Source organism: Hyphomonas chukchiensis (assembly GCF_000682695.1).
GTDB classification, from domain to species: domain Bacteria; phylum Pseudomonadota; class Alphaproteobacteria; order Caulobacterales; family Hyphomonadaceae; genus Hyphomonas; species Hyphomonas chukchiensis.
Window position 1 is genome coordinate 429,490 of sequence record NZ_AWFG01000001.1, and the last position, 22,266, is coordinate 451,755.

The 22,266-nt window shown below is 61.4% G+C and carries 22 protein-coding genes; 19 read left to right on the top strand and 3 right to left on the bottom strand.

Features of this window, described 5'->3' with window-relative positions; translation table 11 throughout:
• Positions 1–32 precede the first annotated feature (32 nt).
• The 7 genes from HY30_RS02075 (at position 33) to HY30_RS20265 (ending at position 6,417) form a co-directional block, all read left to right on the top strand.
• Complete coding sequence (locus HY30_RS02075) at positions 33–2,135, top strand: M3 family metallopeptidase (RefSeq protein ID WP_051614652.1); 2,103 nt, start codon at positions 33–35, stop codon at positions 2,133–2,135.
• A 7-nt stretch (positions 2,136–2,142) separates the two neighbouring features.
• Positions 2,143–2,370 carry a DUF1272 domain-containing protein gene (locus HY30_RS02080; protein WP_034736368.1) on the top strand — a complete coding sequence of 76 codons (228 nt, stop codon included), beginning with the start codon at positions 2,143–2,145 and terminating at the stop codon, positions 2,368–2,370.
• A 51-nt stretch (positions 2,371–2,421) separates the two neighbouring features.
• The gene (gene thiE, locus HY30_RS02085; RefSeq protein WP_034736370.1) at positions 2,422–3,093 is read left to right on the top strand and encodes a thiamine phosphate synthase; all 672 of its coding nucleotides are present in this window, start codon (positions 2,422–2,424) and stop codon (positions 3,091–3,093) included.
• 68 nt (positions 3,094–3,161) lie between these two features.
• The gene (efp, locus tag HY30_RS02090) at positions 3,162–3,728 is read left to right on the top strand and encodes an elongation factor P (RefSeq protein WP_034736372.1); all 567 of its coding nucleotides are present in this window, start codon (positions 3,162–3,164) and stop codon (positions 3,726–3,728) included.
• A 12-nt stretch (positions 3,729–3,740) separates the two neighbouring features.
• On the top strand, positions 3,741–4,565 hold the full coding sequence (locus tag HY30_RS02095; RefSeq protein WP_034736374.1) for an inositol monophosphatase family protein: 825 nt from the start codon (positions 3,741–3,743) through the stop codon (positions 4,563–4,565).
• Positions 4,566–4,636: 71 nt separating this feature from the next.
• Positions 4,637–6,136, top strand: coding sequence for a flavin-containing monooxygenase (locus HY30_RS02100; RefSeq protein ID WP_034736377.1), 1,500 nt, complete (start codon positions 4,637–4,639; stop codon positions 6,134–6,136).
• Between the two features lie 122 nt (positions 6,137–6,258).
• On the top strand, positions 6,259–6,417 hold the full coding sequence (locus HY30_RS20265; RefSeq protein ID WP_164473922.1) for a hypothetical protein: 159 nt from the start codon (positions 6,259–6,261) through the stop codon (positions 6,415–6,417).
• On the opposite strand, the gene HY30_RS02105 is transcribed toward HY30_RS20265, so the two are convergent.
• A complete protein-coding gene (locus HY30_RS02105; RefSeq protein WP_034736838.1) occupies positions 6,414–8,252 on the bottom strand; it encodes an ABC transporter transmembrane domain-containing protein in 1,839 nt (612 codons plus the stop codon). The genes HY30_RS20265 and HY30_RS02105 overlap by 4 nt on opposite strands.
• A gap of 166 nt (positions 8,253–8,418) precedes the next feature.
• Between HY30_RS02105 and rpmE the strand changes: the two genes are divergently transcribed.
• Positions 8,419–8,637 (top strand): 50S ribosomal protein L31, encoded by a 219-nt coding sequence (rpmE, locus tag HY30_RS02110; RefSeq protein ID WP_034736379.1) that lies wholly within the window; start codon positions 8,419–8,421, stop codon positions 8,635–8,637.
• A 164-nt stretch (positions 8,638–8,801) separates the two neighbouring features.
• Here rpmE and HY30_RS18970 read toward each other — a convergent pair whose 3' ends face one another.
• Both HY30_RS18970 and HY30_RS02120 read right to left on the bottom strand, forming a co-directional pair.
• On the bottom strand, positions 8,802–10,376 hold the full coding sequence (locus HY30_RS18970) for a caspase family protein (RefSeq protein WP_051614654.1): 1,575 nt from the start codon (positions 10,374–10,376) through the stop codon (positions 8,802–8,804).
• 158 nt (positions 10,377–10,534) lie between these two features.
• Positions 10,535–11,992 (bottom strand): alanine/glycine:cation symporter family protein, encoded by a 1,458-nt coding sequence (locus tag HY30_RS02120; protein WP_034736382.1) that lies wholly within the window; start codon positions 11,990–11,992, stop codon positions 10,535–10,537.
• A gap of 161 nt (positions 11,993–12,153) precedes the next feature.
• Between HY30_RS02120 and miaB the strand changes: the two genes are divergently transcribed.
• The 11 genes from miaB to HY30_RS02175 all read left to right on the top strand — a co-directional run bounded on the left by miaB (position 12,154) and on the right by HY30_RS02175 (position 22,255).
• Entirely contained in the window at positions 12,154–13,530 is a 1,377-nt protein-coding gene (gene miaB, locus HY30_RS02125) for a tRNA (N6-isopentenyl adenosine(37)-C2)-methylthiotransferase MiaB (RefSeq protein WP_034736384.1), read from the top strand.
• The gene (locus HY30_RS02130) at positions 13,527–14,510 is read left to right on the top strand and encodes a PhoH family protein (RefSeq protein WP_241765615.1); all 984 of its coding nucleotides are present in this window, start codon (positions 13,527–13,529) and stop codon (positions 14,508–14,510) included. Before miaB ends, HY30_RS02130 begins: the two co-directional genes overlap by 4 nt.
• Before the next feature lie 8 nt (positions 14,511–14,518).
• Entirely contained in the window at positions 14,519–14,968 is a 450-nt protein-coding gene (gene ybeY / locus HY30_RS02135; protein ID WP_034736386.1) for an rRNA maturation RNase YbeY, read from the top strand.
• 13 nt (positions 14,969–14,981) lie between these two features.
• Positions 14,982–15,848: a transporter associated domain-containing protein gene (locus HY30_RS02140; protein WP_034736388.1), complete on the top strand. Its 867-nt coding sequence runs from the start codon at positions 14,982–14,984 to the stop codon at positions 15,846–15,848.
• A 3-nt stretch (positions 15,849–15,851) separates the two neighbouring features.
• The gene (lnt, locus tag HY30_RS02145) at positions 15,852–17,495 is read left to right on the top strand and encodes an apolipoprotein N-acyltransferase (protein WP_034736391.1); all 1,644 of its coding nucleotides are present in this window, start codon (positions 15,852–15,854) and stop codon (positions 17,493–17,495) included.
• Positions 17,496–17,536: 41 nt separating this feature from the next.
• On the top strand, positions 17,537–17,956 hold the full coding sequence (locus tag HY30_RS02150; protein ID WP_034736393.1) for a helix-turn-helix domain-containing protein: 420 nt from the start codon (positions 17,537–17,539) through the stop codon (positions 17,954–17,956).
• A gap of 34 nt (positions 17,957–17,990) precedes the next feature.
• On the top strand, positions 17,991–18,692 hold the full coding sequence (trmB, locus tag HY30_RS02155; protein WP_034736395.1) for a tRNA (guanosine(46)-N7)-methyltransferase TrmB: 702 nt from the start codon (positions 17,991–17,993) through the stop codon (positions 18,690–18,692).
• Between the two features lie 180 nt (positions 18,693–18,872).
• A complete protein-coding gene (locus HY30_RS02160; RefSeq protein WP_034736399.1) occupies positions 18,873–19,082 on the top strand; it encodes a cold-shock protein in 210 nt (69 codons plus the stop codon).
• Positions 19,083–19,243: 161 nt separating this feature from the next.
• Positions 19,244–19,843: a ribosome maturation factor RimP gene (gene rimP, locus HY30_RS02165; protein WP_034736402.1), complete on the top strand. Its 600-nt coding sequence runs from the start codon at positions 19,244–19,246 to the stop codon at positions 19,841–19,843.
• Positions 19,840–21,603, top strand: coding sequence for a transcription termination factor NusA (gene nusA / locus HY30_RS02170; protein ID WP_034736404.1), 1,764 nt, complete (start codon positions 19,840–19,842; stop codon positions 21,601–21,603). The genes rimP and nusA overlap by 4 nt, the downstream gene beginning before the upstream one ends.
• Complete coding sequence (locus tag HY30_RS02175; RefSeq protein WP_034736406.1) at positions 21,578–22,255, top strand: RNA-binding protein; 678 nt, start codon at positions 21,578–21,580, stop codon at positions 22,253–22,255. Before nusA ends, HY30_RS02175 begins: the two co-directional genes overlap by 26 nt.
• Positions 22,256–22,266 lie beyond the last annotated feature (11 nt).

Consider the following 22,266-nt stretch of genomic DNA (forward strand, 5'->3'; position numbering starts at 1 on the left):
CATCTTCGCCGCAAGTCGAGGAAAACTGCCAAATGACACGCCTGAAGATTGCCGCTTCCGCCGCAGCCCTTATGCTCGGCGCATCCGCCTGCTCGCCCGCCAAGAAGGCCGAAGCGCCAGCGCCCGCCCCTACAGCCGAAAACCTGCTCGTCACAGATGCCAAGGCGATGATGGCCGATCTCGTTCTGGCCCCTGCCAGCGCTGATGTTTTCACCGTTCGCTGCGACAATGCCCTCGATCTCGCCAACAAGATGATCGCAGACCTTGAAGGCCGTGACAGTGTCGCCGGCGCATCAGACCTGTATTTCCTCGATACGCTGACCAATCTCGCAGCGTCGGTCGGCTATGGCGAAGCGCCGATCATGGCCGAAGCCAATCCCGACCCGGCCATTCGGGAAGCGGGCGACACCTGCCAGCAACGCACATCTGACGTCCTGACGCGCCTCTCCCTGTCCCGGCCGGTCTATGAGCGGCTCTCCTCCATTGATACGACGACGCTGAATGAACGCGAAGCCTTCCTGCTCGCGCGGACACTTCGCGACTATCGCCGCGCAGGCATCGACAAGGATGAACAGACCCGGGAAAAGGTCCGCGCCATCAATGCCGAGCTGGCCGAGATCAGCACTGAATTCAGCAAGAACCTGCGCGAGATCCAGGGCAAGGTCGTGCTGGAATCCGTCGATGCGCTGATGGGCATGCCTCAGGACTATATCGACGCGCACCAGCCCGACGAAAACGGCCAGATCACGATCACGACCGACTATCCCGATACCGGCCCCATCTACAGCTATTCGCCGAATGAAGCCCTGCGCAAGGAACTCCGCAAGGTCGACAGCGACCGCGCTTATCCTGAAAACGTCGGCCCGCTTCGCCAGCTTCTCGAGAAGCGTTACGAGCTGGCCACCCTGCTCGGCTATCCGAACTGGGCCGCCTATGTCACCGAAGACAAGATGACCGGATCGCCGGAAGTCGCCGAAGCGTTCCTGTCGCGTGTCGAAACCGCCGCAACGGATGCCGCCGGCATCGAATACCAGCGTCTTCTCGCCAAGCTGGTCGAGACACAGCCCGACGCCGACAGCGTACCTGAATGGAGCAGCGCCTACCTCACCGAGCAGATCCGCCAATCGGACTATGCGCTCGACAGCCAGGAAGTCCGCCAGTATTTCGCCTATGACAATGTCCGCAGCGGGATCTTCGCACTGGTGCAGGATCTCTTCGGCGTCGAAATCCGCGACTGGGCCGATGCCCCCGTCTGGGACGAAAGTGTCACCGCCCACGAGATGTACCGCAATGGCCAACTGATCGGTCGCTTCTTCCTCGACATGCATCCGCGCGACGGCAAGTTCAAGCACGCCGCCGCCTTCCCGATTCGCTTCGGCCCGACCTCGGACGGCGTGCCGGTGGGCGCGCTGATGTGCAACTTCCCGGCAGGCGATCACACAACCGGCCTGATGGAACACCGCCAGGTCGAGACCTTCCTCCACGAGTTCGGCCATCTGATCCACGACATGTTCTCCGGCCAGCCTGATTTCGCCAGCCTCAGCATGGGCAATCTCGAATGGGATTTCATCGAGGCCCCGTCTCAGATGCTGGAAAACTGGGTCTGGGATTATGACACGCTCGCCAAGTTCGCCGTGAATGCGGACGGCGAAACCATCCCGCGTGAACTCGTCGCGAAGATGAATGCGGCCCGCGACTTCGGCAAAGGCCTCGGCACGCTGCGCCAGCTTGTCTATGCGGGCGTCTCGCTCAACTATTACAACCGCCCGCCGGATGAAGTCGATTTCGACGAAATCTGGAACGAGCGCCAATCGGCCCTCAGCCCGTTCGAGGCCCTGCCGGATGTCCACCGTTATGCCAGCTTTGGCCATCTCGATGGCTATTCGGCGATCTATTACACCTATCAATGGTCCCTCGCGATCGCGACGGACATGTTCACCGAGTTCGAGAAGAACGGCCTGCGCAATACGGAGACAGCCGCCCGCTATCGCGACAATGTCCTGGCCCCCGGCTCGTCAAAGCCCGCCGCCGAACTGGTGCATGACTTCCTCGGCCGCGACTGGACACCTGAAGCCTACGAGAAAGAGCTGATCGACGCCGCCCAGTCCGGCAAGCCGATGAAAAAGACGAAATAGGCGTCTCATGCTCGAGATGCGCCCCAATTGTGAACGCTGCGATGCGGATCTGCCGCCGGATGAAGTGGGCGCCTTCATCTGCTCGTTCGAGTGCACCTTCTGCGATGAATGCGCCGATGGTCCACTCGACGGCGTCTGCCCGAACTGCAAGGGCGACCTCGAGCCCCGCCCCATGCGAAAGGGCGCGGCGCTCGCCCGCAACCCTGCCAGCACAAAGCGCGTCGGTCCGAAGTAACCGGCAAAGCCGCCTTCCTTCCCTGCCCTGCTTGGGCTAGAGACCCCGCCCATGGCTGAAAACATCCCTCCGCGCGAGCGCACCCGTCTCTATCTCATCACCCCGCCCCGCATCGATGATGTGGCGGAATTCGCTGCCATTCTCGAAGGCGCGCTCGAAGCCGGCGATGTCGCCAGCCTCCAGATCCGCCTCAAGGGCGCTGACGGGAAGATCGACGTGGCCGCCACGCGCGAAGTAACCGAGACCGTCATGGCCATGGCACAGGCCTATGGCACTGCGATCATCATCAATGACAGCCCGGAACTGGCCGTGGAGCTTGGCGCAGACGGCGTTCATGTCGGCCCGGAAGACATGCCCGTCAAAAAGGCCCGCGAAATCATCGGCAGCGACATGATCCTTGGCGCGACCGCGAAAGACAGCCGCCACGCCGCCATGGCCGCCGGTGAACAGGGCGCAGACTATGTCGCCTTCGGCGCCTTCTATCCCACCGAGACCAAAGCGGGTACGGTGCCTGCTGACCTCGAACTCCTCGAGTTCTGGCAGGAGACAATGGAACTGCCCTGCGTCGCGATTGGTGGCATCACGGTCGATAATGCCGCCCCGCTGGTCACCGCCGGGGCCGACTTCCTCGCCGTCTCATCCGGTGTCTGGAACCATCCGGAGGGCGCTGCAGCAGCCGTATTTGCCTTCAACGCCTTGCTGGATAGCCTGCATTCGCGTTAACACCCCGCCGCTTGACCCTCGCGCGGCAAAGGCTTACGCCGCGCCAAACCCCAATTAGGACGACTTCAATGGCCAAGATCAATGGTAATGAAATCAAGCCAGGCAACGTGATCGAATATGAAGGCACCGTATGGCGCGCGATCAAGACCATGGCCGTCAAGCCCGGCAAGGGCGGCGCCTTCAACCAGGTTGAACTTCGCAACCTGTTCAACGGCTCCAAGTCCAACACGCGCTTCCGCGCGAACGAAGCGGTCGAACGCGTGCGCCTCGAGCAGAAGGACTTCCAGTACCTGTTCGCTGACGACAACGCGTTCACGTTCATGGATACCGAGACCTACGAACAGATCATGATCGAGCGGGATTTCATCGGCGACCAGGGCGCCTTCCTGCAGGACGGCATGATGGTCACCATCGAATTCTATGGCGAGCGCCCGATCGGCGTTGCCCTGCCCGAACAGGTCACGATCGAAATCCTCGAGACCGAACCGGTCGTCAAAGGCCAGACGGCCGCCAACAGCTTCAAGCCCGCCATGTGCGAAGGCGGCATCCGCGTCCTCGTCCCGCCTTTCGTCGGCGTCGGTGAGCGGATCGTCGTGCAGACCGCGGACAGCACCTACCTGCGCCGCGCAGACTAGTCAGGAACACCCATGTCCAAGCCCTCCCCCGTCGGTGCCGTAATGATCGCCGCCGCCCGCGCCGCAGGCCGGGCGCTCGCGCGCGATTTCGGGGAGGTCGAGAACCTCCAGGTTTCCAAGAAGGGCCCGGGCGACTTCGTCTCCAACGCAGATCACCGCGCCGAGGAGATCATCTACGCCCAGCTCTCCAAGGCCCGCCCCGGCTATGGCTTCGTCATGGAAGAGCGCGGCATCATTGAAGGCACGGACAAATCCAACCGCTTCATCGTCGACCCGCTCGACGGCACGCTGAACTTCCTCCACGGCCAGCCGCACTATTCGGTCTCCATCGCCCTTGAGCGCGAAGGCCAGCTGCTGACCGGCGTCGTGTTCGACGTCGCCAAGAACGAGATCTTCTGGGCTGAAACCGGCCGCGGCGCATGGCTCGAACAGCGCAAGCTGCGCGTTGCCGCCCGCCGCAAGCTCAGCGAATCCGTCGTCGCCACCGGCACGCCGTGGATCGGCAAGTCCGAAGCCGCCCATATCGGCTTTGCCCGCGAGATTGCCGCCATGACGCCCGTTTGCGCCGGTATTCGCCGCTACGGCTCCGCCGCGCTGGACCTTGCCTGGGTTGCCGCAGGCCGCTTTGACGGCTTCTGGGAGCGCGACCTGAAGCCATGGGACATCGCAGCAGGCATCGTTCTCGTGCGTGAAGCGGGCGGCTATGTCGAGGAAATCGACGGCGGCGACGTGCTGAAAACCGGCTCCATCGTTGCCGGCAACGAGGACATCCTCCCCGCCGTGCGCAAGCAGATCCGCCACGCTGACGCCTTCGGCAAGGCCGCCGCTATCGAATAGCACGCGAAAAAGCGTGACACTCGCGTCATCTATTCTTGTGGCATCAACACTGACATTGTATCATTCCGGGCATGACCCAGACAGATACAGACATTCTCATCATCGGCGCAGGCCTTTCCGGCATTGGCGCAGCCGTGCACCTGACCAAGCGCTGCCCCGATAAATCCTACCGGATTGTCGAACAGCGCAGCGCCATTGGCGGCACGTGGGACCTGTTCCGCTATCCCGGCATCCGCTCGGACAGCGACATGCACACGCTGGGCTACAATTTCAAACCGTGGACGGAATCCAAGGCCATCGCCGACGGCCCGTCGATCCGCAAATATGTCCGCCAGACCGCCGATGAATACGGCATTACCGACCAGATCCAGTTCGACACAAAGGTTGTCGCGGCCGACTGGTCCGGCGCCGACCAGTCCTGGCATGTGACCTTGGAAACCGCGTCAGGCGCGCGCGAGCAGATCACCTGCGGCTTCCTCTTCCTCTGCGGCGGCTATTATAATTACGATCAGGGCTACAAGCCGGAATTCCCGGGTGAAGCAAGCTTCAAGGGTCAGATCATCCATCCCCAGCACTGGCCGGAAGACCTGGACTATTCCGGCAAGAAAGTCGTCATCATCGGCTCCGGCGCTACGGCGATGACGCTGCTTCCCGCGATGACCGACAAGGCCGCGCATGTCACCATGCTGCAGCGCTCGCCCACCTATGTCGTGTCGCGCCCAGCTGTCGACACGTTCGCCAACAAGCTGCGCAAGTTCCTGCCCGATAGCTGGGCCTATGGCCTCATCCGCTGGCGCAATGTCCTCTTCCAGCAATTCTTCTTCCGCCAGACCCGCGCCCATCCGGAAAAGGCCCGCGAACGCCTGCTCGGCATGGTCCGCGAGGAGCTGGGACCAGACTATGACGTCGAGAAACATTTCACGCCGTCCTATAATCCATGGGAACAGCGCCTCTGCCTCGTGCCGGATTCCGATCTCTTCACGGCCCTCAAGGCCGGCAAGGCCTCCGTCGCCACCGATCATATCGCCCGCTTCACCGAAAACGGAATCGAACTCAAATCCGGCGAAACGCTGGAGGCAGACATTATCGTCACCGCCACAGGCCTGAACCTCCAGTACATGAACGGCATTGATGTCAGCGTCGACGGCGTGAAGGCCGCGCCGGGTTCCCTGCTCAACTACAAGGGCGTCATGGTCTCCAACGTGCCAAACCTCGCGATCACGTTCGGCTATACCAACGCGTCCTGGACGCTGAAGGCCGACCTGACATCGGAATATGTCTGCCGCCTGATCAACTATATGGATCGCAACAACTATGCCTCGGTCACGGCAAAACTGGATGCCTTCCCCGATGAGACCGACCCGTTCGTCGATTTCTCGTCCGGCTATTTCCAGCGCGTGATGGACAAGTTCCCCCGCCAGCACAAGGAAGCCCCCTGGAAGCTCCACCAGAGCTACACCGCCGACATGATGAACCTGCGCTATGGCCGCGTGGATGATGGCGTACTGGTCTTCGAACCGGAGCGCGCAGCGGCAAAATCGGAAAAGCCGGTCCTGCAAGCGGCTGAATGAACTTTCCGGTAGCTGCAGTTGCGAAGGCAGGGGCGGCGCACAAAAGTTTTCCGCTCTGGAATTCCCCAAAACCACAGCCTATCCTGACCCCGTACGGGGCGTACGGAAGAAGGAGTGTCTGTATGTGGTTATGGCTATTATGGTGGTGCGTTGACGATCATCTCGCGGCGGCGCTGCAAACCCCCGGCCTCGGCGAACTACCGATCTGGGTCCCGCTGATCCTGTCGCTTGCTTTTGCCTTCACCATCGACGGCAAGGTCAAGAAGCTGCGCAAAAGCTAGGCCTGCTCGCTCGCAAACTGCAGTTCCGCGAGGCGCGCATAGAGCCCGCCCTTGGCGACCAGTTCGTCATGCGTGCCCTCTTCCACGATCCGGCCCTGCTCCATGACGACGATCCGGTCGGCGCGGCGCACCGTCGACAGGCGGTGCGCGATGACAAGCGTCGTGCGGCCCTCGGCGGCATTGGCAATCGCGCGGCGCACGGCGGCCTCGCTCTCGGAATCGAGCGCACTTGTCGCCTCGTCCAGCAACAGGACAGGCGCATCCCGCACCAATGCCCGCGCCAGGGCAACCCGCTGGCGCTGACCGCCTGAGAGGCTCCGCCCCTTCTGGCCAAGGTCGGTCGCGAGGCCTTCCTTCGCATTCAGGAAGTCCATGGCCTCGGCCATCCGCGCGGCATGCTCCAGCAGCGCCGCATCCGGGTTGTCCGTGCCGAACGCGATATTCTCGCCCGCCGTGCCGGTGAACAGCGCCGATTCCTGCGGCGCATAGGCAAACTGGTGGCGCCAGTCGCTTGGGTCTGCCGACACCGACGCCACGCCATCCAGCGACACGGTCCCCTTCTGCGGATCGAACAGGCGCAGCGCGAGGCGGAAGACGCTCGTCTTGCCGGCGCCGCTCGGGCCCACAAGGGCAACGAACTCGCCCGGCTTCACGGTCAGCGAGAAGTCCTCCAGTGCCGACAGCGTCTCCTCGCCATAGCGGAACGTGACATGATCGAAAGTCAGCGCGCCCGTGACCTTGGGCGGCAGCGCCACGGGATGATCCGGCGCCGCAATCTCGATATCGGTGTTCAGCACTTCAGCGGCGCGGTCTGCAGCGCCCGCCGCCCGCATCACTTCCCCATAGACTTCCGCCAGCATGCCGATGCCCGATCCCGCATAGAGCGCGTACATGACCATGGAAGCCAAGTTACCAAACGTCATCTCTCCCGTCGCCACGCCCCGCGCGCCCAGCCACAGCACGCCCACAAAGCCGCCAAACAGCAGGACAGAGACCATCACGATCATCAGCGCCCGCGCCCCGATCCGCTTCATGGCCGCCGCGAAGGTCGCCTCAACAGCCGTCGTGAATGAGGCAAGGCGCCCATCCTCGCGTCCATAGGCCTGCACCAGTTCGATGGCGTCCAGCGCCTCGGCGGCCTCGGCACCGGCATCGGAGAGGCGCGACTGCGCCCGGTTCGACATTTTCCGTATGATCCGGCCAATCCCGAGCACAGGCAGGATCGCCACCGGCAGCATGGCGAGCAGGGTCAGGCCGAGCTTCCAGTTCACCACCATCATCATCACGAGCGCGCCTGTCGTGGTCAGCAGCGTCCGGGCAGCCATCGAGGCGGAGGTGCCAAGAAAGGTCTCGATCAGGGTAATATCCGCCGTCAGGCGCGACACGGCTTCGCCCGAACGCATTTTGGAATGGTAGGCCGGCGACAGCTTCAGCAGGTGGGCATAGAGGTCGCGGCGCAGATCAGCGGCCACACGCTCGCCGAAGCGCGACACAAAGTAGAACCGCACGGCGCCAAGCGTCCCGGAGCCAATCGCCGCGAGAAACACCCAGAAAAACGCCTTGTTGATCAGCTCCAGCAGGTTCTGGACATTGCCCTCGGCTGACTGGCCCGCATCGGCTGCCCGGCCCAGCAGGACAGGGATCAGAAGGCTCGAGGCCGCCGCCAGGATCAGGAAAACGCCGGCAATGATGACCGTGATCCAGTGTTTCCGGAAATAGGGCAGCAGCAGGGTCAGGGGCTTCAGGCTGCGCGCCTTGGGCCGTCCCAGCGCTTCGCCCCCATCGGGCAACGTGGTACGCCGATCCTCAACGAGGCGGGTCTCTGAGTCAGCCATGGGGAAGTCTTTCTGCGCCGGGCGCTTCGGATTCAAATGCAAGCCCCCCCTTGCAGGGCGGTCCTCTTTCAGTTACACGCCGGGCTTCGAAAAATGGCTGAGACATGCCAGCGCACCTCGTGCGAATTCAACCCGTTACACCAGGCTACATAGAGAGGCCCAGGCTATGAAAAAAGAAGGGCATCCCGATTATCACTTCGTTACCGTTGTGATGACCGATGGCACCGAATATCAGACCCGTTCCACCTATGGCGCCGAAGGCGACAAGCTGGTTCTGGATATTGACTCCAAGTCGCATCCGGCGTGGACTGGCGGCGACGGCAAGATGCTCGACCGCGGTGGCCGCGTTTCGCGCTTCAAGGACAAGTTCAAAGGCTTCATGTAAGACCGACGGGTTTTTTATGATGCGTAGAGTGGGATTGCCCCGGCCTTATGGCCGGGGTTTTTCTCATTCCGGGCCGGGCTTCGTGCTGTTTCGTGCACTCTCCGTGCTTTTTACGTGCAATTTTCCGTGCATTTATTCGTGCATCAGGCCCGCACAGAACAGCGTCAGTATTTCTTCTTCGTGATGGTCTTGGTCGGAGCAGGCTCCGGCACCGCCATCTGCTGCTGTAGCTGCTGATACGGCATTTTGGACTTCATCTGCTCCTGCACATAGGGCACGACCGACTTCTGCTCGAGCAGGCCACTGACAGCGCCCAGTCTTATCTGGAGTGTCCCCCAGTCTTTCCCTGAACATTGCCCGGCCTTGACCGCCGCCTGCAGCACCCCGTCATTCAGCCGCTCATGATCATAAGTCCGGCACGTTCCGTATATTTCACTCCAGCGCCGGTCGGTGCAGCGGTCGGTCCGTGCATAGGCATCAAGGCAGGTCATGGCAGAGCGGAAGTCGTTCGGCTGTGCCGCATATTTCTGCCGGAAAGCCTCCTCGTTCTGCGCTTCCCATGTGTAGCGCTTCATGATGGCCGGCCAAGCCTCCGCCGTGCACATCCCCTCGCTGACCGTCCGCGACAGCCCGCCATCATCCAGCAGCGCGTGCTCATAGGTCTTGCAGTCCTCATACACAGCGCTCCAGTCGTCCGGCTTGCACATGCCGGCCTTGGCATGATCCGCGATACAGGCGAGCGAGGCGCTGATATCCGAGCCGCTGGCAACAACTGTCGGCGTGTAGACCGGCGCACCGGGCGTGCTTTCGGCCAGGTCGCGCCCGTCACTTCCGTCGGTGGCATTACAGGTTGCGGCCCGCTCGCGGGCGAGCGCCGCCAGCGGACTGGATGGGTACTGGTCAAGGAAGGCCGCATACTCGCAGGGGCTTTGGGCGAGGTCGAAAACGGTCTGCTCGGCGCTGGAAATGCCGCCGCCTGCCATGCACTGGGCAAAGCAGATGTCCTCGCCCGTCAAGCCGCTATTGTAGAACGGCGTCTGCGCGCCCTCGGTCGCCGTGCTGACACGGTCGGCCACACGCTTGAACACCTGTTCCGCAATCAGCCCGTCCGTCGGCAGCACAGCCGCCAGCGCCTCGGTAAAGGGACTATGCTGGTTTTCCCCGTCAAAGGCCGTAAAGCCCGGCTCCGTCGCATAGGCGATCAGCAGGCCGCGCGCCCGCCCGACAGGTGCGAGGCCACCGGAAAGGTCCCGGCTCGCGCTAGGCAGCGGATTGTTACGGCAGGCGTCGAGGATGACGAAATTCACCGAATTGCCCGCGCTGTTTATATATTGCAGCGCGTCGCCCAGCCGGGGCGCCTGGCGCCAGAGGTCCTGCTCGGTGCGCGCATTGGCATCCACCGGCACGAGATAGTTCAGCCCCTCCGACTGGACCCCATGACCCGCATAATAAAAAACGCCAATCGCGTCGGTCCCGGCCGCCTTCAGGCGCTCGCCATAGTCCTGGAAGGCGACTTCCATTTCGTCTTCCGTGGCATTCTTCACTTCCACCACTTCAAAGCCGATCTGCTGCAGCGTCTGCGTGATGAGATCGGCATCCTTGACCGGATTGGGCAGGTCCCAGCCTGACTGGCGATAGTCGGAATTGCCGATCACAAGGGCAATGCGCGGCTGGGCCATGGTGGCGCCCGCGAGGCAGGTCATGGCAGCTAACAGGCTAAGCGCGAATTTGCGTATCATCGTCAGTGTCCCCACACGTCATGAGCATATTAAGCCAGAAATCCTCCTCTCACGGAACCCTCCTATTCACCCGAGGCGAGAGTTTGGAGATGGCGCGGAAGAAAAAGCCCCGCCCCCGGTGAACGGGAGCGGGGCCTGATTTGCCTCGAAGATTCGGCCTATTCTGCTGGTGGAATTGCAGAATCTTCTTCAGCCGCTTTCTTCTTCGCCGCGAAATAATCCTTCGTCAGCTTGAACACGATCGGACTGAGAACAACCAGCGCAACAAGGTTCGGCGCCGCCATCATGCCGGTCAGCGTGTCCGCCACGAGCCAGAACAGGTTCACGAGGTTCTTGATTTCGCCTTCGAACATCAGCGCGGCAGCGCCGAGGAAAACGACGACAATCCAGCTGATACGGAATGGCAGGATCGATTTCTCGCCGAACAGGTATTCGCAGCAGCGCTCGCCATAATAGCTCCAGCCAAGAATGGTGGTGAAGCCAAACACAGTCAGGCCGATGGCAACGATATGCTGGCCAATCCCGGGCAGCGAGGCATCAAAGGCTGACACCGTCAGGGGCGCGCCCGTATCACAGCCGGCGGCCTGCCCATTGGCCAGGATGTCATGCGCGGTCGCCGCTGTCGGCATGCAGTCCGCACCCAGCACCCCGGACGTCAGGATAACCAGCGCCGTAATCGAGCAAACGATCAGCGTATCAATGATCGTACCCAGCATCGCGATAATGCCCTGATCGACAGGATCATGGTTCTTCGCCGCAGCATGCGCGATGGGTGCAGATCCCTGACCCGCCTCGTTCGAGAAAATGCCGCGTGCGACGCCCTTCTGCATTGCCAGCATCAGGAGGCCGATGGAGATGCCCGTTCCGGCACTGTCAAAGCCAAACGCGCCACGGAAAATCTGACCGAAAGCAGCCGGAACCGCTTCAATATTCAGCGCAACGACCAGAAGGCCGCCCGCCAGGTAGGAAAGCGCCATGAAGGGCACCAGCTTGCTGGCAACGCTGGCAATCCGCTGGATGCCGCCAAGAATAACGGCCGCTGCGCCGACAGACAGGGCGACAGCCGAGACGATAGGTGTGATGCCATATGTGGCATTGAGCGCATCAGCGATCGAGTTCGACTGGATAGACGCGCCCGTGCCCCAGCTTGCGAGCACCCCAAGCGTCGCAAATACGCCGCCCAGCCAGATCCATTTCGAGCCCATGCCGTTCTTGATGTAATACATCGGTCCGCCGACATGGCGCCCCTCTGCATCGATTTCGCGGAATTTCACGGCGAGCACGCCTTCGGAATACTTGGTGGCCGTGCCGACAATGGCCGTCATCCACATCCAGAACACCGCGCCCGGGCCGCCAATGGCGATGGCCGCGGCAACGCCGGCAATATTGCCGGTGCCGATTGTGGAAGACAGCGCCGTCATCAGGGCGCCGAAGGGGGTCACATCACCTTCGTCATTGCTGTCGGGCTTCTTGAACAGCTGTTTGAAGGCGTAAGGTAGCCGCGTCACCGACAGGAAACGCAGACCGATTGTCAGATACAGACCTGTTCCGAGCAGCAAGGTCAGCATCGGAATGCCCCATACCAGCCCGTTGAGCGAGTGAATCAGATTTTCCATGGGCCTCCCCGGCCTCCCTGTTTGATTAAACTGGCGCCACCCTAGCCCCGTTTGCCCTCATGTGAAGCTTTAGTCACTTCGCCCAGGCGGCCCAACTGCCATTCCCCAACAGCCGCACAAGGTTCTGGCAGAGCGGGCGCTTTTGAGGCATAAGCCCGCGGATGAATTCAACCGACGCCGCAAAACCCGCCAAAGGTCTCTTTATCCGGACCTATGGCTGCCAGATGAACGTATATGACTCCGAACGCATGCGCGATGTCCTGCGCCCCCTCGGCTATGCCCCAGTTGATGGGCCCGAAGACGCCGACCTTGTCGTCCTCAACACCTGCCACATCCGCGAGAAGGCGACCGAAAAGGTCTATTCCGAACTGGGCCAGCTGAAGAAGATGAAAGAGGCCTCAGGCGGCCGGATGACGATTGCCGTTGCAGGTTGCGTCGCACAGGCCGAAGGCGAGGAGCTGATCCGCCGCCAGCCTGCCGTCGACCTCGTGCTTGGCCCCCAAGCCTATCACAAGCTGCCGGAAATGATCGCCCGCGTCAGCCGCGCCGTTGGCGACCGGCTGGAGACCGAATTCGAAACGCTCGAAAAGTTCGATGCCCTGCCAAAAGCCCGTGAAGTGGATGGCCCCGCCGCTTTCCTCTCGGTGCAGGAAGGCTGTGACAAGTTCTGCACGTTCTGCGTGGTGCCCTACACACGCGGCGCCGAGCTGTCCCGCAGCGTGGATGACATTGTCGCCGAAGCGCGCGGCCTTGCGGCACAGGGCGTTCGCGAAATCACGCTTCTCGGCCAGAACGTCAACGCCTTCCACGGCGCAGCGCCTGCCCTTGAAGGCGGCGCTGACTGGACGCTTGGCCAGCTTTGCCGGCATATTGCGAAGATCGGCGGCATTGACCGCATCCGTTACTCAACCAGCCACCCACGCGACATGGATGACGACCTGATCGCTGCCCATGGCGACACCTCGGCCATGATGCCTTTCCTGCACCTGCCCGTGCAGTCCGGCTCCGACCGCATTCTCAAGGCCATGAACCGCGGCCACACAGCGGCCGATTTCCACGAGATCATCCGCAAAGTACGCGCTGCGCGGCCAGACATAGGCCTCGCTTCCGATTTCATTGTCGGCTTCCCGGGCGAGACCGATGAGGATTTCGAGGCAACGATGGACCTCATCCGCCAGACAGGCTTTGCGACGGCCTATTCGTTCAAATACTCCAGGCGCCCCGGCACACCGGCCGCCGAAATGCACGGACAAGTGCCCGAAGACGTGAAGGATGCCCGCCTGCAGGCCCTCCAATCCCTCCTCCGCGACCAGCAAACCACCTTCAATGCCTCCTGCATTGGTCGGACAATGGACATACTTGTCACCGGCAAGGGACGACGCCCGGGCCAGATCCATGGCCGCTCCCCCTATCAGCAGGCCGTCCACTTCGAAGGACCGGAGAGCATGATCGGCCAGATCGCATCCGTGCGCATGATCGATTCCAGCATGAATTCGCTGACCGGCGAATGCGTGTCGGTGCGCGAGGACGCCGCGTGACCGTCAAGCGCCGCAAGCCCGCCTCGCCCGAGGCACCGATCAGCCGCATCTATGAAGTCCGCAACGCCGAGCGGCTGCAGGACCTGTGCGGCCCGCATCATCGCCACCTGCAGATACTCGAGACCAAGCTGGCCGATTTCGGCCTGCGCGCCGAGAGCCAAGGGGGCGGCATCCTGCTGATCGGCACGGCGGAAGGTGTTTCCATTGCTGAAGCCACGCTGGCCGAGCTGGAACGCCGTATCCGCAGCGGAACGGAGGCGAATGACATGGAAGTCGAAGGCGCGATCGAGGCAGCCCTCACGCCCGGGCAGACATTTGGCGGTCTCGTGGGCCTTAAAAAGCCGATCAAGCCCCAGACCCGCGGTCAGGCCAAATACCTTGAACTGCTCGCCAACGCCGATAATGGCCTTGTGTTCGGCGTCGGTCCCGCCGGCACGGGCAAAACATTCCTCGCCGTCGCGGCAGGTGTTGCAGAACTCACCACGGGCCTGCGCCAACGTCTCATTGTGACACGGCCTGCGGTCGAAGCGGGCGAAAAGCTTGGCTTCCTGCCGGGCACGCTTGAGGAAAAGGTCGATCCCTACATGCTGCCGATCTGGGACGCCCTGCGCGACCTGATGGGACAGGAACAGATGGAGCGGCGCATGGCGCGCGGCGAAATAGAGGTGGCGCCGCTCGCTTTCATGCGCGGGCGGACGCTCAAGAATGCCTTCGTCATCGTCGACGAAGCGCAGAACACGACCGTCGCCCAGATGAAAATGGTACTGACCCGCCTCGGACGGGACAGTCGCATGGTCGTGACAGGCGATCCCGGACAGGTCGACCTTCCGGGCAGTCAGCCATCCGGCTTGAAGCACGCCTTGCGTATCCTTGAAGGCGTCGACGGCATCAAGGCCCACTACCTGACAGCCGCAGACGTTGTTCGCCACGGGCTGGTCAGCCGCATTATCGATGCCTACGCGGCGGCCGGAGAAGGCTGACCCCAACCATGATCAATATCGACCTGATCGTTGAAGATGACGGCTGGGACGCCCTCGGAGACCTCGAAGCCTTGAGCCAGCGTGCCTTCGACGCCGGGCGCAGCGTGGAACGGGCTGACGGCACCGTGTCGCTCCTACTGACAGATGATGCTGTGCTCAAACAGCTCAACAAGGACTTTCGCGGCATCGACAAGGTGACTGACGTCCTGTCCTTCCCGGCCCTGCCGATGGACCGGCCGCTGCTCGGTGATATTGCCGTGGGATATGGCATCAGCACCCGCGATGCTGCAGCACAGGGCAAAACGCTTGCCGACCACCTTACGCACCTTCTTATCCATGGTTATCTACACCTGCTCGGGCATGATCACATGCAGCCGGACGAAGCCGAGATCATGGAAGCCCTGGAAATCGCGGCCCTTGCCTCTCTCGGCATAGCCAATCCCTATGAGTCAGATTAAAGCACCTAATTAGATGAGCGACCCAGACCCTTCAGACCCTGTCCCTAGCGGACGATTACGCAAGATGTTCGGCTTTGGCCGCAAGGGACATGATGCCGAACATCAAGCTTCCGACTCCCCTGACGGCGCACCGAGCGTCACACCCCACGACATGCGTCTGCGCATTGTCGAGTTCGAACAGCTCCGCGTGGAAGATGTCATGGTCGCACGCGCCGAGATCAAGGCTGTCGAAGTCGGCATGGAATTTCCCGATCTTCTGAAGTATTTCGCCGAAGTCACGCATTCGCGCCTGCCGGTCTTTCGGGAATCGCTCGATGATCCGATCGGTTTTGTGCACATAAAGGACGTGGTCAAGGAACTCGCCACAGGCGGCGAAGTGAACAAGCGGCCGCTTGAGCGCCTGCACCGCGAAGTGCTCTATGTGCCGCCCTCGATGAAGCTGACAGATCTGCTTGTGAAGATGCAATCAACGCGGATACATCTTGGCCTTGTCGTCGACGAATATGGCGGCACAGATGGCCTCGTGTCCCTTGAGGACCTGGTCGAAGAAATCGTCGGTGACATCGAAGACGAACACGACGATGAGGAGCCCATGTTCGTGCGCCGGAGCCAGCGGGTCTGGGAAGCGGATGCACGCACCGAAATCGACGATTTCGCAGAGGAAACCGGAATTGATCTTGAGCTTGCCGATATGGAAACGGACATCGACACGCTTGGCGGCGTCGTCTTCGCGCTTGCGGGTAAAGTACCCGTCCGCGGAGAGGTCCTTCGTCATCCCAGCGGCGTCGAGATCGAGGTCATGGACGCAGATGCGCGCCGCATTCGGCGTCTGCGCCTGCGCACACCGGAGACTGGCGCGGAGCCCCTTCCCCAGGAGTAGAGCATGAAAGACGGAGTGCGCAGCCACGGCTTCACTGCCCTTGGCCCCCTGCATGAGGCGTTCGCGCGCCTGACAGGCTGGGCCGCCGCCGGCACAGCCTTCCTGTTGGGCGCCTTTTCGGCTGTCGCGTTCGCGCCCTTTCACTTCAGCGCCGTCCTGGTCATTTCCTTCACCGGCCTCGTCTGGATGCTGGACGGCGCCCGTGGCCACAGGCGTTGGGGCAAGGCCGTTTTCATGCGCACCTGGGCCTTTGGTGTCGGCTTCTTCCTGATCAGCATGCACTGGACGGCGGCGCCCTTCCTCGTCGAGCCGGAAAAATACGCGATCTTCCTGTGGATGCCTTTGATCCTGTTACCGGCAGGAATGGCCCTCATCTGGGGCGCGGCAGGCGCCATGGCGGGCGCATTCTGGTCGGCCTCGCCTTCGCGCGTCTTCGTTTTTGCCCTGTTCTTCTCGCTGGCGGAATTCGTGCGCGGTCATTTGTTTGGAGGATTCCCCTGGAACCTGCCGGGCACAACCTGGGTTCCGGGCGGCGCGCTCTCTCAGGCCGCCTCCATCGGCGGCGTCTATTGGCTCACACTTCTCACGGTCTTCGTCATGACCGCACCGGCCGCTTTGGTGGACACCCGCGACATGCGCGGCCTCGCGGTACGGATGATGCCCGTGTTTGGCGCCGGCATTCTTGTTGCGCTCGGCTGGGCATGGGGCGCGCAGCGAATCGCGGAGCCTTCGCCCCTGTCAGACACTCAGGTCGTGCTGATGGATTCCGGCGTGCCGCAGGACCAGAAATGGGAAGTCGGGCCGGATGCAATCCTCAACGAATACATCAAGATGATGACGACCGAAGAGGGCGCACCCGGCGACATCATCCTCTGGCCGGAAGGCGCCATCCCTGTGAACCTGCTGCAGGACCCTAACGCAATCGATATCATCGATGCCTATCTCGGGCCGCGCGTGCTGATCGCCGGGACCACACGCTACGAAATAACGGGCGATGATGCGCGCGATTATTTCAACAGCCTGACAGTTGTCGACCAGAGCGCTGCGCGCTCAGGCCCGCTCGCGCTCTATGACAAGCATCGCCTTGTGCCCTTTGGGGAACTTGCCGCTGCCGAGATCATCCCTTTCGGAACTTATATTTCGGGCATTCTGCCGGGTGCGATGCAGCGCATGGCAACTGACGGCTTCAAGCCTGGCCCGGGCCCAGCCGTTATCTATGCCGACAATGTCCCGCCCTTCGTGGCCATGATCTGCTATGAAGGCCTCTTTCCGTCGATCCCGCGCAATGCGAATCTGAATGGGCGGGCTGACTGGCTGGTGCTGATTTCCAACGACGCATGGTTCGGGGGCGGAATGGGCCCGGCCCAGCATTATGCACAGAATCGCTACCGCGCAATCGAGACGGGTCTGCCCATGGCGCGCGTTGCCAGCCGGGGAGCGTCAGCAATTGTCGATGGTTATGGGCGAGAAGTGTTGCGTGGAACGCCCTATGCCAGCGCCCCTCAAGGCTGGAGTGCCGCTTACGGTCGCGGCCGTTTACCCGTGCCTGCCAAAGAAACAATTTACCAACATCGCATCGGCATCATTCTCTTCTGGCTGAGCATCTGTCTATTTGCAGGTCTAGCTTTCGCGAGCTGGCGGCGCTAAAGTGTCATGAAAATACAAGCGCTAAGTACACCGGGTGGGATATGTCAGAGAACAAACTACCGAGCGGTATCGATAGAGTGGTGGGTCAGCGCGTACGCTGGCGACGGCGGGAGCTGAAACTCACCCAGGAAAAGCTCGGCGAGCTGTTGAACCTGACCTTCCAGCAAGTCCAGAAATACGAAAAGGGCGTTAACCGTGTTTCGGCCGGCCGACTCTTCGAAATAGCCTCCGTGCTCGGTGTTCCGATAACGTACTTTTACGAGGGCGCTGAAGATTTTGTCGAGCATGAGAATGCTCAGTTCGCCGAGGATGGTGACGATGTTCACGCTCCCGTCATGAATTCGGAAATGCTCGAGCTGATTTCAGCCTTCCAGAAGATCGAGGATATGTCGCTTCGCAAGTCCCTGCTCAACACGGTGCGCGCTGCCGCTTCTGCATTCGAGCTTAAACAACAGGATTGATTGACCCGGCCTGCTGGGGCAAGAGGCGGGGATCATGACTTCCCCTACCCAAGATCCTTCCAGTCGCCCGATCCGCACGTTTGGGCGCAAGGGCGGCCGCCCGCTGTCTGGTCGACAGCAAGAGCTTATCGACAATCTTCTGCCGCGCCTCACCGTTCCTGTCGGCGCCCCGAGCCTGCTTGATCCTCACACACTATTTGCGAATCCGGGCCCTGTTTGCCTCGAAATAGGCTTCGGTGGGGGAGAGCACCTGATCGAACAGGCTCGCCGCGCGCCTGAGACAGGCTTCATCGGCTGCGAGCCCTTCATCGAAGGCATGGCCAAGGCGCTTGTCGGTGTTGAGGACAACAGCCTCGCCAATGTCAGGCTCTGGATGGATGACGCGCGCACCCTGATCGACAGCCTGACCGCTGCGTCCGTCGATCAGGTATTCATCCTGTTTCCTGACCCCTGGCCCAAGAAGCGCCAGCAGAAGCGGCGCCTGATCCAGCCCGCCTTCCTGCAATCATTGCACCGGATCCTGTTGCCCGACGCCCGGGTACGGTTTGCAACCGATGTCGCCAGCTATGCCGATGAGGCACTTGCCCGTTTCCTGGCTCATGGCGGCTTCGAATGGAAGGCAGAACGCGCGTCTGACTGGCGTTCAGCGCCTTCTGACCATGTGCCGACCCGCTATGAAGCCAAGCAGCTGGGTGACTGCAAACCGGTCTGGTTCGACTTCAGCGTGCAACCCTAGCTGGATATACTTGACGAAATGTCGCACTTGTGTGTTTCATAAGGCCATCGAATTCGGTCGGTCTGAATATCAAGACCCCGTCAGACCGGCGGCTATGACTTTCTTCCTACCCGTTTCGATAGGCGGATCAGGTTCATGAGGGTGCCTGGACGTTTTAGCTAAACGCGAAGGAATAAAGTAATGGCAACTGGCAAAGTGAAATGGTTCAACGACCAGAAGGGCTTCGGATTCATCAAGCCTGATGATGGCGGCACCGATGTTTTCGTCCACATTTCGGCTGTTGAGCGCTCCGGCCTGCGGACCCTGGCGGAAGACCAGGCGATCTCATACGAACTCTACAAGGATGAACGCCGGGGCAAGACCTCTGCGGTGGATCTGAAGATCCTCTAGATATCATTTTGTCCTTACAAGCGATCTGTAAGCGCGCTGACTGGACTAGACGCTCGACATCGGGGACATCCGACTGTATATAGCGCCCAAGTCGAAAAATATCGGCGGCGGTTCCGGCAACGGGGCCGCCGTTTTTCTTTGTCTGGATTTGCCCTGATACAATGATTGCCCTGACCGAACAGGAACGCCGTATTCTCGAGATCGCCGCCCCCGTGGCCGAGCGTCTCGGGCTTGAGATCGTGCGCCTGCGCGTCATGGGCGGACGCCGCCCCGGCCTGCAGATCATGACCGAGCGGACCGGCGGCGCCCCGACCAGTGTCGAGGATTGCGCCAAGCTGTCCCGTGCGCTCAGCCCGGTGTTCGAGGAAGCCGACCCCATCAAGGAAGCCTACGTGCTGGAAGTCTCGACGCCTGGCATTGATCGCCCACTGACCCGCCCCGGTGATTTCGGCCGCTGGGTCGGGCATGAAGTCAGGATCGAACTGGCGCGCCCGCTTGATGGCCGCCGCCGCTTTACCGGTACGATCACCGGCGAAGACGAAGATGGTGCACATATCGAACTGGACGATGAGACGAAACTCGTCGCCCATGTAAATGAAATGAGCCGCGCCTCACTCGTACTTACGGACGCGCTGATTGATGCAGCCCGCGCCGATGGCAGCCTGCCGCCACAACTGGATGAAGACGGTCTTGAGGAATTCGAGATCGACGAAACCGAAGACGACACAGATACAAACGAGAAGACGGGAGACGTCACATGAACACAATCGGCGTTTCAGCCAACAGGCTGGAAATCCTGCAGATTGCCAAAGCAGTCGCAGAAGAAAAATCGATCGACCAGCGCATCGTCGTCGAAGCCATGCAGGAGGCCATCGAAAAGGCCGCCAAGGCCAAGTACGGCCAGGAGCATGACATCCGCGCGAAGATCGACGCGACAACGGGCGAACAGACGCTCTGGCGCGTGCAGACTGTTGTCGCCGACGCCGACCTGGAAGACGAATCCAAGGAATTGCGCCTGTCGGAAGCCAAGCGCATCGATTCCGAGCTGGAAATCGGCAGCGAACTGAAGGAAGAGCTCCCCCCCTTCGATTTCGGCCGTGTCGCCGCGCAGACCGCCAAACAGGTGATCATGCAGAAAGTGCGCGATGCCGAGCGCGAGCGCCAGTATAATGAATACAAGGACCGCGTCGGCGAGATCATCAACGGCATCGTCAAGCGCGTCGAATATGGCCACATCATTGTCGATCTGGGCCGCGCAGAGGGCATCATCCGCCGCAATGACGGTATCCCGCGCGAGAACTTCCAGCCGAACGACCGCGTCCGGGCCTATCTCTACAAGGTCAGCCGCGAAGTGAAGGGCCCGCAGATCTTCCTCTCGCGTGCCGCACCTGATTTCATGGTCAAGCTGTTCGCCCAGGAAGTGCCTGAAGTGTATGATGGCGTCATCAATATCCGTGCCTGCGCCCGCGACCCGGGCAGCCGCGCGAAAATCGGCGTTATCTCGAACGATAGCTCGATCGATCCGGTCGGTGCCTGTGTCGGTATGCGCGGTGCGCGCGTGCAGGCTGTTGTCGGCGAGCTCTCGGGCGAGAAAATCGACATCATCCCGTGGAATTATGACGACGCGACCTTCATCGTGAACGCCCTGCAGCCAGCCGAAGTGTCGAAAGTGGTGCTGGATGAAGAAGAGCGCCGCGTGGAAGTCGTCGTCGCTGACGACCAGTTCCCGCTGGCCATTGGCCGCCGCGGACAGAACGTGCGCCTCGCCTCCCAGCTCACCGGCTGGCAGATCGACCTCGTGACAGAGTCGGCCGATTCCGAGCGCTACCAGCGCGAATTCCAGGAGCGGACCGACCTCTTCATGAAGGCCCTTGATGCCGACGAAACGCTGGCCCAGCTGCTCGCGTCCGAAGGCTTTGAGACCGTCGAAGAGATCGCCTTTGTGGCACCGGAAGACTTCATCCAGATCGAAGGCTTCGATGAGGACGTTGCAGCAGAACTGCAGGAACGTGCCCGCGAATTCCTGGATCGCCTTGCCGCTGAGAACGACGCGAAGCGCCGTGAACTTGGCGTTGAGGACGAAGTCATGGAACTCGACAGCATGACACCGGCCTTCGCCGTGAAACTCGGCCAGGAAGGCGTCAAGACTGTTGAAGACGTCGCCGGCCTCGTACCAGACGACATCACTGGCTTCCGTGAGCCCGGTCCGGACGGCAAGCCTGTCTGGGTCGAGGGCATCCTGAAGAAGGGCGAAATGCGCAAGGACGACGCCCAGATGTTCATCATGAAGGCCCGCGTCATCGCTGGCTGGATCGAACAGGATGCCATCGAACAACTGATCGCTGCACAGCAGCCTGAAGAAACGTCGACGGCTGACCTCACCGAAGAAGAACGCGCCCTGCTCGCCCTTGGCGATCTCGGCGGCGCAGATGCGGCAGACGCCGCGCTTGAAGAGCTTGAGTTTGATCTCGACGCCCTGGCAGCGGAGGGCGGCGATGACGAAGCCGCACCGAAAGAGTGATCCGCGCTTAGCCGGCACTGCAGGTGATACGACGGATGGGGAGGGCCCCGTCCGTCAGTGCGCCGTGACGCGGGAGCGTCTGGCGCAGACGGAGATGGTGCGCTTTGTGCTGTCGCCCGACATGGTCGTCACACCTGACGTCAATTCAAAGCTCCCGGGCCGCGGTGTCTGGGTGAAGGCTGATCGCCAGACAATCGAACTGGCGGCAACCAAAGGCGCCTTCGCGCGTGGTTTCAAAATGCAGGTAAAAGTGCCCGATGGCCTGGTTGATCAGGTCGAAGGCCTTCTGCTGAAACGTTGCCAGAGTGTACTCGGCATGGCGAAGAAGGCCGGGGGCGTGATCCTTGGTTACGACCAGGTGAAGGACGCACTGCGCAACAGAACCCATGGAATCCTGCTTGAGGCTTCCGATGGTGCAGAAGATGGGCGCAACAAGGTGTATTTTCTCGCGAAAGCATTATATAGCAGCGTGAACGTCGCCGGGGCTCTCACCTCGGCGGAATTGGGCATGGCTTTTGGCCGGGAGCGTGTGATACACGGTCTCGTCCGCAAGGGAGCCATTGCGAAGACGTGGACTCTGGCCTATCGCCGGTTGACCGGCTTTCGCGAAGCCCCCGAATTGAACTGGTTCAAGGATCAGGATCGGTCTTGAAAACTTGCCGG

What these genes read in the sequence shown, in the direction of transcription:
- HY30_RS02075 (WP_051614652.1), top strand. Translation starts at nt 33, where the DNA reads ATGACACGCCTGAAGATTGCCGCTTCCGCCGCAGCCCTTATGCTCGGC.
- HY30_RS02080 (WP_034736368.1), top strand. Translation starts at nt 2,143, where the DNA reads ATGCTCGAGATGCGCCCCAATTGTGAACGCTGCGATGCGGATCTGCCG.
- thiE (WP_034736370.1), top strand. Translation starts at nt 2,422, where the DNA reads ATGGCTGAAAACATCCCTCCGCGCGAGCGCACCCGTCTCTATCTCATC.
- efp (WP_034736372.1), top strand. Translation starts at nt 3,162, where the DNA reads ATGGCCAAGATCAATGGTAATGAAATCAAGCCAGGCAACGTGATCGAA.
- HY30_RS02095 (WP_034736374.1), top strand. Translation starts at nt 3,741, where the DNA reads ATGTCCAAGCCCTCCCCCGTCGGTGCCGTAATGATCGCCGCCGCCCGC.
- HY30_RS02100 (WP_034736377.1), top strand. Translation starts at nt 4,637, where the DNA reads ATGACCCAGACAGATACAGACATTCTCATCATCGGCGCAGGCCTTTCC.
- HY30_RS20265 (WP_164473922.1), top strand. Translation starts at nt 6,259, where the DNA reads ATGTGGTTATGGCTATTATGGTGGTGCGTTGACGATCATCTCGCGGCG.
- HY30_RS02105 (WP_034736838.1), bottom strand. Translation starts at nt 8,252, where the DNA reads ATGGCTGACTCAGAGACCCGCCTCGTTGAGGATCGGCGTACCACGTTG.
- rpmE (WP_034736379.1), top strand. Translation starts at nt 8,419, where the DNA reads ATGAAAAAAGAAGGGCATCCCGATTATCACTTCGTTACCGTTGTGATG.
- HY30_RS18970 (WP_051614654.1), bottom strand. Translation starts at nt 10,376, where the DNA reads ATGATACGCAAATTCGCGCTTAGCCTGTTAGCTGCCATGACCTGCCTC.
- HY30_RS02120 (WP_034736382.1), bottom strand. Translation starts at nt 11,992, where the DNA reads ATGGAAAATCTGATTCACTCGCTCAACGGGCTGGTATGGGGCATTCCG.
- miaB (WP_034736384.1), top strand. Translation starts at nt 12,154, where the DNA reads ATGAATTCAACCGACGCCGCAAAACCCGCCAAAGGTCTCTTTATCCGG.
- ybeY (WP_034736386.1), top strand. Translation starts at nt 14,519, where the DNA reads ATGATCAATATCGACCTGATCGTTGAAGATGACGGCTGGGACGCCCTC.
- HY30_RS02140 (WP_034736388.1), top strand. Translation starts at nt 14,982, where the DNA reads ATGAGCGACCCAGACCCTTCAGACCCTGTCCCTAGCGGACGATTACGC.
- lnt (WP_034736391.1), top strand. Translation starts at nt 15,852, where the DNA reads ATGAAAGACGGAGTGCGCAGCCACGGCTTCACTGCCCTTGGCCCCCTG.
- HY30_RS02150 (WP_034736393.1), top strand. Translation starts at nt 17,537, where the DNA reads ATGTCAGAGAACAAACTACCGAGCGGTATCGATAGAGTGGTGGGTCAG.
- trmB (WP_034736395.1), top strand. Translation starts at nt 17,991, where the DNA reads ATGACTTCCCCTACCCAAGATCCTTCCAGTCGCCCGATCCGCACGTTT.
- HY30_RS02160 (WP_034736399.1), top strand. Translation starts at nt 18,873, where the DNA reads ATGGCAACTGGCAAAGTGAAATGGTTCAACGACCAGAAGGGCTTCGGA.
- rimP (WP_034736402.1), top strand. Translation starts at nt 19,244, where the DNA reads ATGATTGCCCTGACCGAACAGGAACGCCGTATTCTCGAGATCGCCGCC.
- nusA (WP_034736404.1), top strand. Translation starts at nt 19,840, where the DNA reads ATGAACACAATCGGCGTTTCAGCCAACAGGCTGGAAATCCTGCAGATT.
- HY30_RS02175 (WP_034736406.1), top strand. Translation starts at nt 21,578, where the DNA reads ATGACGAAGCCGCACCGAAAGAGTGATCCGCGCTTAGCCGGCACTGCA.